At 42.2% G+C, this 14,758-nt stretch carries 17 protein-coding genes and 2 tRNA genes; 13 read left to right on the forward strand and 6 right to left on the reverse strand.

Translation table 11 applies throughout. From position 1 onward, the window contains the following. Positions 1-645 (forward strand): inorganic phosphate transporter (locus QNK26_RS15915; RefSeq protein WP_319224865.1); only part of this gene is annotated, 645 nt, incomplete at its 5' end. 161 nt (positions 646-806) lie between these two features. After that, on the forward strand, positions 807-1,454 hold the full coding sequence (locus QNK26_RS15920; RefSeq protein ID WP_319224866.1) for a TIGR04211 family SH3 domain-containing protein: 648 nt from the start codon (positions 807-809) through the stop codon (positions 1,452-1,454). A gap of 115 nt (positions 1,455-1,569) precedes the next feature. Here QNK26_RS15920 and yaaA read toward each other — a convergent pair whose 3' ends face one another. From yaaA to QNK26_RS15935, 3 genes are all read right to left on the reverse strand, one after another. After that, entirely contained in the window at positions 1,570-2,349 is a 780-nt protein-coding gene (gene yaaA / locus QNK26_RS15925) for a peroxide stress protein YaaA (protein ID WP_319224867.1), read from the reverse strand. Positions 2,350-2,418: 69 nt separating this feature from the next. Further along, positions 2,419-3,534: a PilT/PilU family type 4a pilus ATPase gene (locus QNK26_RS15930; protein WP_319224869.1), complete on the reverse strand. Its 1,116-nt coding sequence runs from the start codon at positions 3,532-3,534 to the stop codon at positions 2,419-2,421. Positions 3,535-3,545: 11 nt separating this feature from the next. Continuing rightward, positions 3,546-4,580: a type IV pilus twitching motility protein PilT gene (locus QNK26_RS15935; RefSeq protein ID WP_319224870.1), complete on the reverse strand. Its 1,035-nt coding sequence runs from the start codon at positions 4,578-4,580 to the stop codon at positions 3,546-3,548. A gap of 30 nt (positions 4,581-4,610) precedes the next feature. On the opposite strand from QNK26_RS15935, the gene QNK26_RS15940 reads away from it, so the two are divergent. The 6 genes from QNK26_RS15940 (at position 4,611) to hemW (ending at position 9,204) form a co-directional block, all read left to right on the forward strand. After that, on the forward strand, positions 4,611-5,306 hold the full coding sequence (locus QNK26_RS15940) for a YggS family pyridoxal phosphate-dependent enzyme (RefSeq protein ID WP_319224871.1): 696 nt from the start codon (positions 4,611-4,613) through the stop codon (positions 5,304-5,306). A gap of 57 nt (positions 5,307-5,363) precedes the next feature. Next, positions 5,364-6,191 carry a pyrroline-5-carboxylate reductase gene (proC, locus tag QNK26_RS15945; RefSeq protein ID WP_319224872.1) on the forward strand — a complete coding sequence of 276 codons (828 nt, stop codon included), beginning with the start codon at positions 5,364-5,366 and terminating at the stop codon, positions 6,189-6,191. Positions 6,192-6,288: 97 nt separating this feature from the next. Then, the gene (locus QNK26_RS15950; protein ID WP_319224873.1) at positions 6,289-6,834 is read left to right on the forward strand and encodes a YggT family protein; all 546 of its coding nucleotides are present in this window, start codon (positions 6,289-6,291) and stop codon (positions 6,832-6,834) included. Between the two features lie 54 nt (positions 6,835-6,888). Further along, positions 6,889-7,317 carry a DUF4426 domain-containing protein gene (locus tag QNK26_RS15955; protein WP_319224874.1) on the forward strand — a complete coding sequence of 143 codons (429 nt, stop codon included), beginning with the start codon at positions 6,889-6,891 and terminating at the stop codon, positions 7,315-7,317. A 91-nt stretch (positions 7,318-7,408) separates the two neighbouring features. Then, positions 7,409-8,023: an XTP/dITP diphosphatase gene (locus QNK26_RS15960; RefSeq protein ID WP_319224876.1), complete on the forward strand. Its 615-nt coding sequence runs from the start codon at positions 7,409-7,411 to the stop codon at positions 8,021-8,023. A 44-nt stretch (positions 8,024-8,067) separates the two neighbouring features. Beyond that, positions 8,068-9,204, forward strand: coding sequence for a radical SAM family heme chaperone HemW (gene hemW / locus QNK26_RS15965; RefSeq protein WP_319224885.1), 1,137 nt, complete (start codon positions 8,068-8,070; stop codon positions 9,202-9,204). Positions 9,205-9,334: 130 nt separating this feature from the next. On the opposite strand, the gene glsB is transcribed toward hemW, so the two are convergent. The 3 genes from glsB to trmB all read right to left on the reverse strand — a co-directional run bounded on the left by glsB (position 9,335) and on the right by trmB (position 11,489). Next, positions 9,335-10,252 (reverse strand): glutaminase B, encoded by a 918-nt coding sequence (gene glsB / locus QNK26_RS15970; RefSeq protein ID WP_319224877.1) that lies wholly within the window; start codon positions 10,250-10,252, stop codon positions 9,335-9,337. Between the two features lie 169 nt (positions 10,253-10,421). After that, positions 10,422-10,751: a YggL family protein gene (locus QNK26_RS15975; RefSeq protein ID WP_319224879.1), complete on the reverse strand. Its 330-nt coding sequence runs from the start codon at positions 10,749-10,751 to the stop codon at positions 10,422-10,424. Positions 10,752-10,763: 12 nt separating this feature from the next. Continuing rightward, positions 10,764-11,489 carry a tRNA (guanosine(46)-N7)-methyltransferase TrmB gene (gene trmB, locus QNK26_RS15980; protein WP_319224880.1) on the reverse strand — a complete coding sequence of 242 codons (726 nt, stop codon included), beginning with the start codon at positions 11,487-11,489 and terminating at the stop codon, positions 10,764-10,766. A gap of 151 nt (positions 11,490-11,640) precedes the next feature. Between trmB and mutY the strand changes: the two genes are divergently transcribed. The 5 genes from mutY to QNK26_RS16005 all read left to right on the forward strand — a co-directional run bounded on the left by mutY (position 11,641) and on the right by QNK26_RS16005 (position 14,561). Further along, positions 11,641-12,714: an A/G-specific adenine glycosylase gene (mutY, locus tag QNK26_RS15985; RefSeq protein WP_319224881.1), complete on the forward strand. Its 1,074-nt coding sequence runs from the start codon at positions 11,641-11,643 to the stop codon at positions 12,712-12,714. A 1-nt stretch (position 12,715) separates the two neighbouring features. Beyond that, complete coding sequence (locus QNK26_RS15990) at positions 12,716-12,985, forward strand: oxidative damage protection protein (RefSeq protein ID WP_319224883.1); 270 nt, start codon at positions 12,716-12,718, stop codon at positions 12,983-12,985. Between the two features lie 63 nt (positions 12,986-13,048). Beyond that, positions 13,049-14,206 carry a murein transglycosylase domain-containing protein gene (locus QNK26_RS15995; protein WP_319224884.1) on the forward strand — a complete coding sequence of 386 codons (1,158 nt, stop codon included), beginning with the start codon at positions 13,049-13,051 and terminating at the stop codon, positions 14,204-14,206. Positions 14,207-14,331: 125 nt separating this feature from the next. After that, positions 14,332-14,407, forward strand: a tRNA-Phe gene (locus tag QNK26_RS16000). Positions 14,408-14,485: 78 nt separating this feature from the next. After that, a tRNA-Thr gene (locus tag QNK26_RS16005) sits at positions 14,486-14,561 on the forward strand. Positions 14,562-14,758: the final 197 nt, after the last annotated feature.

The raw sequence follows: 14,758 nt of genomic DNA on the forward strand, positions 1-14,758 counted from the left end.
GGTTTGCATTTTTCTACCTTTGAAGCATTTATTCTAGCAGCGATTATCGGTGCCATAATTGCAGGTGTCGGCAAGATTTTTATTAACCGAATTAAAATCGATCCCAAAGCGGACAGAAAGATGCACTTTGCCAATGTTGAAAAAATATTTGCATTATTAATGGTGGTAACTGCTTGTGCGATGGCATTTGCCCATGGTTCAAACGACGTAGCAAACGCGATCGGTCCACTGGCCGCAGTTGTGTCTATCGTTGAACACGGTGGTGAAATTGCCGAGAAAGCTGAGCTAACGTGGTGGATCTTACCACTGGGTGGTGTAGGTATCGTTATCGGTCTAGCAACGATGGGGCATAAAGTAATGTCCACTGTTGGTACCGGTATTACTGAACTAACACCAAGTCGTGGTTTTGCTGCTCAGTTAGCAACAGCAACGACCGTTGTTATTGCCTCAGGTTCAGGTTTACCAATCTCAACAACGCAAACCCTTGTAGGTGGCGTGTTGGGTGTGGGTATGGCGCGTGGTATCGCGGCCTTGAACCTAAATGTAGTTAGAACAATTGTTGTATCTTGGGTAGTAACACTGCCAGCGGGTGCATTATTAGCGATTATTTTCTACAAGATCTTAGAAGCTATCTTTGTAGTGTAATTGTTTATATTGTTTTTTGAAGGCCATCAACATATTGATGGCCTTTTTTGTAAATCAACTAAATTTCTATTTTTATGACGATAAAATAGCATCTGAAGCTTGTCGAAATTCAATTTTATACTTACTATGCTTATCAGAATATTTCGTCTACGGGACAACTTGTGAAAATTAAACAACTCATTATAGCCTCATTGCTGACACTCGTTAGCTTATCGAGCTTTGCGAAAGAAACACGTTATATCAGTGATGATGTATCTATTTTTATGCATTCAGGTCCGGGTACTCAATACCGCATTATAGGCACCATCAAAGCCGGTGAAGCTGTGACCTATTTACAGACCAATGCGAGTTCTAACTATGTGCAAATCACAACCAGTAAGAACAAAACGGCTTGGATTGACGGTAGTTCACTTTCTCGTCAAGTGAGCTTGAAGATCCGCACCCCGAAGTTACAAGCTGAACTCGCGAAAACCAAACAAGCATTAGCGAAAATCAATAGCAAAAATTCGGCTGCGATTGCCGGATTGACCGATTCGAATCGTGATAAGCTGGCAGGAAAAGAAGCCGAAATCGCGGCGCAAGCAAATAACATTGCCTCTCTAACTGCTGAAAACACAGCATTAACAGATGAAGCAGTACGCTTACGAGAAGAAAATGAGCAACTATCAACACGCTTAGATACTAAACAAGAAGATGAACAACATCGTTTCATTATTCTTGGGGCACTAATTCTTGCGGCTGGTTTAATTGCTGGATTAATCATCCCATCCATTAGATTCCGTAAGAAGAAAGCTAACGGCTGGGATTAATTCCTGACTTAATTTCTGACCTAGTAACATAAGTTACATAAGTCGCTAATCTGCAGATACAAAAGGGATATTCATGTGAATATCCCTTTTTATTAAGCCTTATTACGTGTTGTCGTTATTTAAAGATTTCATCACGCTTAAAGACTAATTCAATATCGGTTGATTCTGCTGCGCAATAATAATAACCATCGGTATCAAATGCCGTTAACTGGTCGACATCCGTCAGTTGGTTATCAATAATGTAACGAGCCATTAAACCACGGGCTTTCTTGGCGTAGAAACTAATAATCTTGAACTTACCGGCTTTACAGTCTTTAAAGACTGGCGTGATCACTTGCCCTTTTAGACGCTTCTTTTGCACTGCTTTAAAGTACTCATTTGATGCTAAATTAATTAATACTTTATCGCCTTGGGCTGCAAGTGTGTCATTGACTTTATCGGTAATGATATCACCCCAAAATTGGTACAAGTTAGTACCACGTCCATTGCTGAGCTTAGTACCCATTTCTAACCGATACGCTTTAATCAAATCAAGCGGTCGTAACAGGCCATACAAGCCCGATAATATACGGAAGTGCTGCTGAGCAAATGCCATATCATCAGCAGTAAAGGTGTCGGCATCTAGACCTGTGTATACGTCACCTTTAAAGGCTAATACAGCTTGTTTCGCATTCTCTGGGGTAAACTCACTCGTCCACTCAGTAAAACGGGCAGCGTTCAATCCAGCTAACTTATCGCTGATTTTCATCAATGAAGATAAAGCCATTGGTGTTAATTGACGACAAACATCAATCAGCTCAGCCGAATGTATGGTTAAGTCAGCTTGGCTATACTGCTCAGTTACAGGCGGCGTTTCAAAATCGAGGGTTTTTGCCGGAGATACCACTATTAACATAACTCTTCCTTACTTCTCTAAACTGCGGTTTACTATTATATGTAGATGATTTGCATTATATGCGAGTGATTACAGCGCTTCTATCGTCACACCATCAAGCATACTATCACTACCCGCTTGACCTTGATTTAATTTAATCATTAAACGTAAATCATTGGCTGAATCAGCATGGTGCAGTGCTTCGCTATAACTAATCATATTGCTGTTATAAAGCGCTAGCAATGCTTGGTCAAAAGTTTGCATGCCCAGCTCGACAGATTTGGTCATCACTTCTTTAATCTTATGTAGCTCATTTTTACGAATTAACTCACTGACTAAAGGACTGTTGAGCAAGATCTCAAATGCACCTCGACGACTGGTACCACCTTGAACAGGGATTAATTGCTGGGCGACGATGGCTTTTAAGTTAAGCGACAAGTCATATAACAACTGTGCATGCTTCTCTTTCGGTACTAAATGCAAAATACGGTCGATGGCCTGATTAGCATTAGTGGCATGTAACGTCGCCATGCATAAGTGCCCGGTCTCAGCAAACGCCAACGCAAACTCCATCGTTTCTTGCGAACGGATCTCACCAATTAAGATCACATCAGGTGCCTGACGTAATGAACTTTTAAGTGCATCTTCAAACGACTCGGTATCAATACCGACTTCACGCTGAGTGACGATACAACTTTGGTGCTCGTGGACAAACTCAATTGGATCTTCAATGGTCAAGATATGCCCCGATGAGTTCTGATTACGATAACCCACCATTGCTGCTTGAGTGGTTGATTTACCCGACCCCGTGGCGCCAACGACCAGCACTAAACCACGTTTTTCTAATGCCGTCTGCTTTAACACTGCAGGCAGGTATAATTCATCCATCGCCGGGATATCCGTTTCGATACGACGGATAACCATACCGGCTTTTTCTAATTGCCAAAATGCACTGACACGGAAACGCCCAATATCCGGCATGAAAATACCAAAATTAGATTCTTTGGTGCGACGAAAAGAAGCGTACTCATCATCAGACATGGCTTCTTTTACCAAGGCTAACGATTGCTCCGCCGTTAATTTGTGTTCTGATATAGCACGTAATGAACCGTGCACTTTAATTGTTGGTGCAATACCAGCAGAAATATACATATCAGAACCTTCGAGTTTTTTCATCGCACTGAAGAGTTGTGGTAGCATTCCCATGTTATTCATCCTTAAAAACTTTGTTGATCAACAGCTCTAATACGCGCTTCTTCGCTGGTGACAATCCCCATGTTGACCAATTCACGTAATGACTGGTCTAATGTTTGCATGCCATGCATCATACCTGTTTGGATCACCGAATACATCTGCGCGACTTTATCTTCGCGGATCAAGTTACGAATAGCGGGGGTACCAATCATGATCTCATGCGCGGCAACACGCCCACCACCAGTACGTTTTAATAGGGTTTGTGAAATAACCGCGCGTAATGATTCCGATAACATCGAACGCACCATGTCTTTTTCTGGCCCAGGGAATACATCAATAATACGGTCAATGGTTTTCGCTGCTGATGTGGTATGCAAGGTACCAAATACCAAGTGGCCGGTTTCAGCGGCGGTTAACGCCAAGCGTATAGTTTCTAAATCACGCATTTCACCGATTAAGATGATGTCAGGATCTTCACGTAACGCCGAGCGTAATGCGGCATTAAAGCTCTTGGTATCACGGTGTACTTCACGCTGATTAACTAAACTTTTTTTATTTTGATGGACAAACTCAATTGGATCTTCGATAGTCAAAATGTGCTTATGCTGGTGCTCATTAATATGATCTATCATTGCCGCGAGTGTTGTCGACTTACCCGAACCAGTCGGCCCAGTCACCAATACTAAACCACGTGGCAGTTCCACAAAATCATGAAAGATATCTGGCGCATTTAACTCTGCCATGGTTTTTATTTCACTGGGAATAGTACGAAAGGTGGCAGCAGGACCACGATGTTGATTAAATGCATTAACACGGAAACGGGCAACGTTATTAATTTCAAAAGAAAAATCGACTTCCAAATGTTCTTCGTAGTCTTTACGCTGTTTATCATCCATAATGTCATAAATCAGCGCATGTACTTGTTTAGCGTCAAAAGCTGGTAAGTTAATTTTACGTACGTCACCATCCACACGGATCATCGGAGGAACACCCGAAGAAAGGTGTAGATCTGACGCATTATGCTTTACACTAAATGTAAGTAGCTCTGTAACATCCATATTCTTTTTAACCTCATTGCAAGTAACATCATGAATACTATATCGATACGATTACAACAGGTTCTGACTCAAATTGAAAACGCGGCAAGCACATCTTTTAAAAAAAGTAGTGAAATTAACCTGCTTGCAGTAAGTAAAACCAAACCCGTGGAACAAGTGATGGCGGTTTACGCACTCGGTCAACGTAAATTTGGTGAAAACTACTTGCAAGAGGCCGTAGAAAAAATTATTCACCTGCAGCAAGACGGTCATTACGACGATATTGAGTGGCATTTTATTGGCCCTATCCAATCGAATAAAACCCGTCCAATCGCCGAGCATTTTGATTGGGTGCAAAGTATCGACCGTTTGAAAGTGGCACAGCGACTGAATGATCAACGTCCTACTGATATGGCGAAACTGAATGTTTGCATTCAAGTTAATATTAGTGCTGAAGACAGTAAATCAGGAGCTGACTTAGCGCAAGCACGCCTGCTAGCGGAGCAAGTGACTAATTTACCCAACTTGGTATTACGCGGGATCATGGCGATCCCAGAAAAAACCGATGATCTCGACAAGCTAAAATCACAATTTAACCAGCTTGAATCGTTGTATTTATCACTTCAGCACCAATATAACCACATAGATACGCTATCGATGGGCATGACCAACGATATGGAACTGGCTATTGCGCAAGGTAGCAACATGGTACGTGTTGGCACTGCCATTTTTGGTGCCCGCGGCTGATCACTCCGTGTCTATGGAATTAGACAGTAATAATCACGTATAAGGAATTAAACAGTAATGATCACGAATAAAAAAATCGCCTTTATTGGTGCAGGAAATATGGCCAGCAGCCTTATCGGCGGCATGATCACAAATGGTTACCCTGCAGAATTAATTTATGCGGCCAGTCCGACACGTACACGCTTAGATGTATTAGAAGAAAAATTTGCCATTAACACCACTCAAGACAATCACTTTGCCGTGACTGCCGCAGATATTATTATTCTCGCAGTAAAACCACAATTAATGGCGGATGTTTGCTCTCACCTTGCCGAGCAAAGTAGCAATTACCGTGGCAAGTTATTTGTCTCAGTAGCCGCAGGCATCACTGTCGAACGTTTACAGAGTTTACTCGCTGACAACCAGCCAATTGTGCGTACCATGCCAAATACCCCAGCCTTGGTCCAAAAAGGCATGACAGGTCTATTCCCATCGCCAGAAGTATCTGATAACGATATCAAAACCATCGATCAAATTATGACCGCAGTAGGTAAAACGTGTTGGGTAGATAACGAAGCTGATTTAAATACCATCATTGCTGCAACGGGTAGTTCACCGGCTTATTTTTTCCTGTTTATGGAAGCGATGCAAGAAAGTATTATCGGCATGGGTTTCAGCCAACAGCAAGCAAGAGAATTAGTCCAGCAAGCGGCGGCGGGTTCAGCAGAATTAGTCATCCAGAATCCACATATTGATTTAGCCACACTACGCCAAAATGTAACCTCAAAAGGTGGTACGACTGCTGAAGCGATCCGTACTTTTGAAGAACAAAACCTGCGCGAGACTGTCAATACCGCAATGCAAGCAGCAGTCACGCGCGCAGAACAAATGCAAAAACTCTTTTAATGCACTAACTCTGCAGCATAATGTTGTGGAGTATATAATCTGACTCGCAGCTGCTTCATTCAAATAAGCAGTTAGCAATTAACTTGAAGGGTAATTTATGAACGCGGCTAACTTTTTGGTCAGTATTTTATTTGAAACGTACATCCTTATCATACTACTACGTGTATGGTTACAAATGGCTCGTGCCGATTTTTATAATCCAATGAGCCAATTTATTGTCAAAGCAACGCAACCGGTTGTTAGACCATTACGTCGTCTTATCCCAAGTATTGGTGGTTTGGACCTGGCGTCGGTGGTATTTGCCTATGCCGTGGCTTGCGTAATGATTTATACCTTGTTTGGACTGCAAACTGGTGCTGTGGCACCAGTTCAAGATGTATTAATCTTAGCGGCAATCAAATTACTTAAACAATGCTTTAGCCTAGTATTTTACGTACTTATTTTACGTGCGATCTTGAGCTGGGTTAGCCAAGGTAGTAGCCCGGTTGAATTAGTATTATCACAGCTGAGCGAACCAATTTTATCGCCAATCCGTCGTATTATCCCGGCAATTGGCGGTCTTGATTTATCAATGTTAGTGGCTATTTTAGGCCTACAATTTTTACAAATTTTAATTGGCGATCTAACCGGTATTCCATTCTAGTTACCCCTCTATTAATGCAGAGCCAGTCTCTGCATTAACCTTTAAGGAGCGAACATGTCTTCATTATTTAAATCTTTATTACTCAGCTTGACGTTATTATGTTCAGCCAATGCCAGCGCAGAACAAATGCAAAAGCTCGGCGATTGGGATGTTCATTACATTGCTTTTCCAAGTACCTTCTTAACTGCTGACGTCGCCTCGAATTATGATATCGACCGTAGTAAATACTTAGGTATTATCAATATTTCAGTATTAGATAGTGATACTCAAAAAGCCCAAACCGTGACAATGACCGTCACCGCGCGTAATTTACTCGGCAATGTCCGTGAATTAGAGGTACGTGAAATTCGCGAACAAAATGCCATTTACTACATTGCAGAAGTGCCACATCGTAACGAAGAAACTTACCGTATCCAGGTAACCTTAAGTAGCGGAACGCAAACTCAAGAACTAAAATTCCAACAGAAGTTTTATGTTGATTAGGCTTTATCCATGATCGTCGATCCTGTATAACCTGACCCAATATAATTTATCGTATTTTAAATTCACTTTTAATCAATAATAAAGGCGCACCATGTCTAAAGTTGTTCTCGCTACTGGTAATCCAGGCAAAGTTCGTGAAATGTCAGCACTGCTTGCTGAGTTTGGTCTTGAAGTACTTCCACAAAGTGATTTCAATATTGTCGAGGCCGACGAGACAGGTACCACCTTTATTGAAAATGCCATAATCAAAGCTAAACATGCAGCAACGCTAACAGGTTTACCCGCGATTGCAGATGATTCAGGGTTAGCGGTTGATGCCTTACAAGGTGTACCGGGTATTTACTCTGCGCGTTATGCCGGTGTTGATGCTAGCGATCGTGATAATTTGCTGAAGTTATTAGCTGCATTAAAAGGCGTACCAACAGCCCAGCGTACTGCACGTTTCCATTGCGTATTGGTTTACATGACCCATGCCGAAGATCCAACCCCATTAGTATGTCACGGCAGCTGGGATGGCGTGATAACCGAACAGCCAAGTGGTGAAGATGGCTTTGGTTATGATCCTATTTTCTTTGTTGAATCTGAAGGCTGTACATCTGCCGAATTAACCAAGCAACGTAAAAGCGAACTCAGTCACCGTGGTCAAGCCCTGACTAAATTGTTCGCCGCGATGCACGAACAACAAACTCGATTAGCAGCGCAATAATGACGACTACCGAAAGCAGCCTAGCAACTCATTCAACATTGCCAATGCGACTACCGCCATTAAGTTTGTATGTGCATATCCCATGGTGTGTGCAGAAATGTCCATACTGTGATTTTAATTCACATACCCAAAAAGGTAAGATCCCTGAAGATGAATACATTCAGGATCTGCTCGCAGATCTACGCAGTGAGTTACCACGCGTATTCCAACGATCGTTACATTCAATCTTTATTGGTGGCGGTACACCAAGCCTGATTAGTGCTGAAGGTATTGCTAAAATCCTTAACGGGATTGAAGCGATGATCCCATTTAGTGATGGCATAGAGATCACTATGGAAGCCAATCCAGGCACTGTTGAAGCCGATCGTTTTCATGGCTATGTCGCTGCCGGTATTAATCGCATTTCGATTGGCGTGCAAAGCTTACAAGCTGAAAAACTTAATTTATTAGGCCGTATTCACGATCCAGATGAAGCGATTAGAGCAGCCCACATTGCCACGCAATCACAGCTTAACTCTTTCAATTTAGACCTGATGCATGGCCTGCCACATCAAGACCTGAATGATGCATTGTACGATCTAAACAAAGCCGTAGAATTAGCCCCACCACACTTGTCTTGGTATCAATTAACCATTGAGCAGAACACCCAGTTTTACTCTAAACCGCCAACCTTACCGGATGAAGATATTCTTTGGGATATTTTTGAACAAGGCCATGCCCTATTGAGTGACGCTGGTTATCAGCAATATGAGATTTCCGGTTATGCCAAAGCAGGCAAACAATGTCAGCACAATTTAAATTATTGGCGTTTTGGTGATTACATCGGCATTGGCTGTGGCGCTCACGGTAAGCTTACCAACCCTGAAACAGGTCAGATATTCCGTCGTAGCAAAATAAAGCACCCACGCGGTTATATGGACGCTGATAAAGCCTTTTTAGACAATGAGCATGTGGTCGAGCAAGACGAACTGCCATTTGAATTCTTCATGAATCGTTTTCGCTTAATTGAAGCAACACCAAAGCAGGACTTTTGTGATTTTACCGGATTACCATTAGCGGTAATCAATACACAAATTAATACCGCCATCCAGAAAGGCTTGCTCAGTGAAACTGACAGCCATTGGCAAGTGACTAAACTGGGCCATCGTTATTTAAACAGCTTATTTGATCTATTTATCTAATCAGCGATTAGCCTTGACGACAGTCTGTGCTGCAAATAGTCTGTAGAGAATAAAAGGGGGCGCAATAATTAATTATTGCGCCCCCTTTGTCATTTTAAGCTGTATTTAGCCAATCACGAGCAGGTTATCGTTAGAAAATTGAATGGCCAAAACGCTCACTGAATAATTCTAATGCTGCAGTACCTACTAATGAATTACCAGATTCATTCAGTTCTGGCGACCACACACAAACCGTTAATTGTCCAGGTATTACCGCGACAATACCGCCACCAACACCACTTTTTGCTGGCATACCAACACGGAACGCAAAGTCACCGGATTCATCATATAAACCACAAGTCGCCAACAGCGCATTTAAACGTCGGGTACAGCGTTCACTCACCAACCCTTTATTACGATGGCAAGGTAAACCTTTTTTTGCTAAGAACGAGAATGCTGTCGCCAATTCAACGCAATTCATATTAATCGCACAATAACTAAAATAACTTTGTAATACCGTTTCCACATCATTGTTAAAATTACCGTGTGATTTCATTAAATAAGCAATCGCGGCATTCCGTGCCATGTGCTCAAATTCAGAATCAGCGACATCATAATCGATATAAATATCGGTAGAATTAGCCAGTTTACGTAATAATTCCAGCATGCGCTGACGCGGCGCAGAGAGTCGACTTTGCAGCATATCGGCAACCACCAACGCACCCGCATTAATAAACGGATTACGCGGTTTACCTTTTTCAAACTCCAACTGAATCAGCGAGTTAAATGCCTGACCAGATGGTTCCCGACCCACTCTGGTCCATAATTCATCTTCTGAAAAACGCGTTAACGCCGCCGTTAATGCAAATACTTTCGAGATACTTTGAATCGAAAAGCGCGCCGTAGCATCACCAGCGGTAAACACCTCCCCGTTGGCCATACACACAGCAATACCCAACTGGTTGGGGTTTACGTTCGCTAACGCAGGAATGTAATCGGCAACATGGCCTTCACCAATTAACGGACGAACGACGTCGAGCAGTTCTTCTAAAGATGCGTTAGAAAGCATAAATAACCTATTTAAAATGGGGTGTTCGATGTGCTGTAGAAAGCGGGAACAAAAGTGGAAAAATAGTAAGTTATCGAGCGTCGAAGTAAGATAACAAATAACCGACTGGGTAAGTAATGGTACTTAAAGAACAGTCGGTTTTAGTGACTAGTGAGTGGGCTTATTCGCCTTATTCACCGTACCACAAATCAAATAACGGGCTAACAATTAGGTTTTGAACACCTTTTGCTTCTAACCAAGTTTTCACTTGTTCACGTTGTTCTTCAGTACATTTGCCGTGGGTCTCAGTGCAAATCATACCGTCCCATTGCAAGTTGCCATCAGCAGCAAACGCCAATTTATTTGGATCGATAACATCAGCAATTAAACCATCTAAGATAGCGTCAATTTGCTCTTCAGTTGTGCCTTCAGCGAAATCCCAAGAAAGATCAAAACCTAGCTCTTGGAATTCATCTACACGTAGTTTCTTACGTAGACGACGATTACGATTTGTAGCCATTATTACCTCGAATTACTTAGTACGTTTATAAATAATATCCCAAACGCCGTGCCCTAAACGGTGACCACGCTGTTCGAATTTAGTCAATGGACGCCAGTCTGGACGTGGCACAAAGTGCCCTTCTGTTGCGGTATTTTCATAACCTGGTGCAACAGCCATTACTTCAATCATATGCTCGGCATAGTTTTCCCAGTCCGTAGCCATATGGAAGATACCACCTAAGCTAAGTTTTTGGCGAATACTTTCTGCAAATTCAGCTTGCACGATACGGCGTTTGTGATGGCGCTTCTTGTGCCAAGGATCAGGGAAAAACAATTGCATGCCACCTAAACTGCCGTCAGCGATGCAATCAGCTAATACTTCAACAGCATCGTGGCAGAATACGCGTAAATTTGTTACGCCACGTTCACCAGCAGCCATTAGACATGCGCCAACACCGGGTGAATGCACTTCGATACCGATAAAGTTTTTCTCTGGAGAGTTAGCGGCCATCTCGACTAAAGACGCGCCCATACCAAAACCAATTTCTAATGTTACTGGGTTATCGTTACCAAAAACCTCAGCAAAATCGAGTAGTCCCATGTCATGGTCTAGACCCATCGTTGGCCAAAAATCTTTCATAGCGGCTTCCTGGCCTTTAGTTAAACGTCCTTCACGCAAAACAAAACTTCTCACTTTACGGATTCGTTTACCATCTTCTGTTAATTCAGGTTCAGCTATTCTTTTATGTTCAGTCATCTTTTATCCAGTCGCCGTTATGACAGTTTAATCGCCATAAACTTTATAAATTTATCTGCTAATTCGGGCATTATCCAAAGATAGCTGAATTTGGCAAGTTTTGTGTGGCATAATTTCACTCTAAACTCCCCACATTTGCTAAAAATACCCGATGAAATCGCTATTAGACAATAATAAAGACACATTTGCCCCACGGGTACTTGCTTGGTTTAAAGACTTCGGCCGTAAAAACCTGCCTTGGCAACAATACCACGAACCTTACCCAACCTGGTTAAGTGAAGTGATGCTGCAGCAAACTCAAGTCAGTACGGTGATCCCTTATTTCACTACTTTCATGGCAAAATTCCCAACGGTTACCGATCTCGCCAACGCTCACATCGATGAAGTGCTGCACTTATGGACTGGGTTAGGTTATTACGCACGAGGCCGAAATTTACATAAAGCAGCACAGTTAATTCGAGACCAATATCAAGGACAATTCCCAACCGAATTCGAACAAGTGCTGGCACTACCTGGTGTAGGCCGCTCCACTGCAGGCGCCATCTTATCATTGTCATTAGATCAACCTCATGCAATTTTAGACGGTAACGTCAAACGGGTATTAACCCGCTGGGGCGCAATTGAAGGTTGGTATGGTAAAAAATCGGTAGAAAATACCCTATGGGCGTTATCTGAAGAATTAACACCACACCAGCAAGTCGCCAATTATAACCAAGTGATGATGGATCTTGGCGCGACGGTTTGCACTCGAAGCCGACCTAATTGTGATATTTGCCCGGTAAACAAAGACTGTAAAGCGTTAGCAATGGGCACCCCAACTGCGTTTCCAACACCAAAACCGAAAAAAACGATCCCAGTAAAAACCGTACAAATGTTATTGCTAAAACAAGGCTCGACAGTGTGTTTACAACAGCGGCCACCAACGGGTATTTGGGGCGGATTATGGTGTTTCCCTGAACGCGATGAAAATATATCGCTTGAAGAGCAGCTGGCACAATTTGGCATCAGTGCGTTTAGCAGCCAAGAATTAGTTGGCTTTAGACATACTTTTAGCCACTTCCATCTTGATATCAGCCCTTTGTTAGTGGAAATAAATGCCACAACAAGTACGCAAATAATGGAATCGCAAGGTACTCTTTGGTATAACATAGAGCAACCGGCAACTGTGGGATTAGCAGCTGCAACTAAAAAATTATTAACATCTCAAGCATTGAGAGAGGCATAACATGGCTAGAATGGTTTTCTGCACTCGCTTACAAAAAGAAGCGGAAGGTTTACGTTTTCAACTTTATCCAGGTGAAGTAGGCAAGCGTATTTTTGATCATATTTCCCAAGAGGCATGGTCTGAATGGCAGCAAAAACAAACTATGTTGCTGAATGAAAAGAAATTAAACATGATGGATGAAGATGACCGCACATATCTAGAACAAGAAATGGTCAAATACCTATTTGAAGGTCAAGACGTAATCATTGACGGTTTTACCCCTAAAGCCTAATCCATTGCCTAGTGTGATACTCAAGCGCTAGGCAAGTTTCAACCCAAAGAATTAATCAACCATATGGCTATATTCCGTATCTTATTAATCGCTGTCAGCTGCAGTGTACTAACCGCCTGCTCGATGAGTGATTATCAACACTCTGTCGAACTTGCCAGTCTCAACAATACCACTCAAGCATTAGAGCGCCTCTCTTATCAACAACCGAACTATCGCGCCAAAACTGAACACGCCAACGATAAAGACACGACCGCACTCAATACCTTGCAACACAATTACCGTAACCAAGTTACCAACCTCTGGGGTAATAGCAGCAACGCATTTTCAAGCAATTACCGTTATATTAAATATACTAACGACTATCGTAGCCGAGCGATTATTGACTTCAAACAAGGCCATGTTCGCGTCGAGACCTTAGCACAAGAAAATAGTCTGCAATACCTCAAACAAGCCATTGAATACACGCTGCTCGCACCTCAGCAGCCTATGTACACAGATTTCTACACCAGCTACGCAGCTGAAATTAAAGGCTTACCCTTTCTTTATCAACAAGTAAAAGACAGTGATGGCAAAGTCATAAAATGGCATTGGCGTGCCACTCGTTATGCCAACTACCTTATTCAGCATAAGCGCAAACAAGTAACGATTAATGGCAATAGCGTCAACAGTGTTACCTTCGCACTAACCAGCAATCACACTAAAGTACGTATGCAGCGCTATCAAGCCAAGATTAATCAAGCTGCACAACGTTATGATATTGACCCCAATATAGTCACAGCGATGATCCAAGTTGATAGTTTATTTAATCCTTATGCGTTAACGAGCAGTAATCGCATTGGTCTGATGCAAATATCAGACTCTATTGGCCAAGATGTATTTCATCAGCAAAAAAAATATCCCTTTAAGCCTCAACCAAACTGGCTTTTTGATAACAGTAACAACCTCGATATTGGCGTTAGTTATTTAAATTTATTAGATAAACAGTATCTTAAAGATATTAACAATCCAAAATCTCGTTACTATGCGATGCTAGCAAGTTATATTGCTGGGCCAAAAAACATGCTGCAGACATTCTCGAAGAACAAAAAAGAAGCATTGAAGATAATAAATGGCTTATCTTCGTACGAGGTTTACCAAAGTTTCACTAATGCTCAATCTCGAGGCGATATAAAAAACTATGTATCCGAGGTAAACGGTCATTTTCGTCAACTAACACAGTAAACGTCAACAAAACACACGGATTGCTGGTTAATCAGACAACACATAGGCTTAAGGGGTATTTTTTTGATTAAACCGAGCGAAACAGTTGACGGATCGGCCTAAGTTCTATTAAATAGCGCTCCATTGCCCGAATAGCTCAGTCGGTAGAGCAGAGGATTGAAAATCCTCGTGTCCCTGGTTCAATTCCGGGTTCGGGCACCAAAATTTGGAAAGAATAAAAAAGTGTAATATTGACTTGTTTTTTAAAATGAAGATGATATTATGCGATTCGCATTTAGTGCCGACTTAGCTCAGTAGGTAGAGCAACTGACTTGTAATCAGTAGGTCGCCAGTTCGACTCCGGCAGTCGGCACCATCCATTAAAAAACCTCGATTATATCGAGGTTTTTTTTCGTCTAAAATTTAGCTAAAGAATCGGCTGACTGATTGAATCAGTAGCCAGTATAAGAGCAGCAGTTCGGCAAATCCAAGGCAGTCGGCACCATTTATAACGAAGCCTCAACAGAAATGTTGAGGCTTTTTTACTTGTGAATATACCACTTGGGTAAAGGG

This window comes from Moritella sp. (genome assembly GCF_033791185.1).
GTDB lineage: Bacteria > Pseudomonadota > Gammaproteobacteria > Enterobacterales > Moritellaceae > Moritella.

Coding starts and splice junctions, on each gene's coding strand:
- yaaA (WP_319224867.1), bottom strand. CDS start 2,349: ATGTTAATAGTGGTATCTCCGGCAAAAACCCTCGATTTTGAAACGCCG.
- QNK26_RS15930 (WP_319224869.1), bottom strand. CDS start 3,534: ATGGGAATGCTACCACAACTCTTCAGTGCGATGAAAAAACTCGAAGGT.
- QNK26_RS15935 (WP_319224870.1), bottom strand. CDS start 4,580: ATGGATGTTACAGAGCTACTTACATTTAGTGTAAAGCATAATGCGTCA.
- QNK26_RS15940 (WP_319224871.1), top strand. CDS start 4,611: ATGAATACTATATCGATACGATTACAACAGGTTCTGACTCAAATTGAA.
- proC (WP_319224872.1), top strand. CDS start 5,364: ATGATCACGAATAAAAAAATCGCCTTTATTGGTGCAGGAAATATGGCC.
- QNK26_RS15950 (WP_319224873.1), top strand. CDS start 6,289: ATGAACGCGGCTAACTTTTTGGTCAGTATTTTATTTGAAACGTACATC.
- QNK26_RS15955 (WP_319224874.1), top strand. CDS start 6,889: ATGTCTTCATTATTTAAATCTTTATTACTCAGCTTGACGTTATTATGT.
- QNK26_RS15960 (WP_319224876.1), top strand. CDS start 7,409: ATGTCTAAAGTTGTTCTCGCTACTGGTAATCCAGGCAAAGTTCGTGAA.
- hemW (WP_319224885.1), top strand. CDS start 8,068: ATGCGACTACCGCCATTAAGTTTGTATGTGCATATCCCATGGTGTGTG.
- glsB (WP_319224877.1), bottom strand. CDS start 10,252: ATGCTTTCTAACGCATCTTTAGAAGAACTGCTCGACGTCGTTCGTCCG.
- QNK26_RS15975 (WP_319224879.1), bottom strand. CDS start 10,751: ATGGCTACAAATCGTAATCGTCGTCTACGTAAGAAACTACGTGTAGAT.
- trmB (WP_319224880.1), bottom strand. CDS start 11,489: ATGACTGAACATAAAAGAATAGCTGAACCTGAATTAACAGAAGATGGT.
- mutY (WP_319224881.1), top strand. CDS start 11,641: ATGAAATCGCTATTAGACAATAATAAAGACACATTTGCCCCACGGGTA.
- QNK26_RS15990 (WP_319224883.1), top strand. CDS start 12,716: ATGGCTAGAATGGTTTTCTGCACTCGCTTACAAAAAGAAGCGGAAGGT.
- QNK26_RS15995 (WP_319224884.1), top strand. CDS start 13,049: ATGGCTATATTCCGTATCTTATTAATCGCTGTCAGCTGCAGTGTACTA.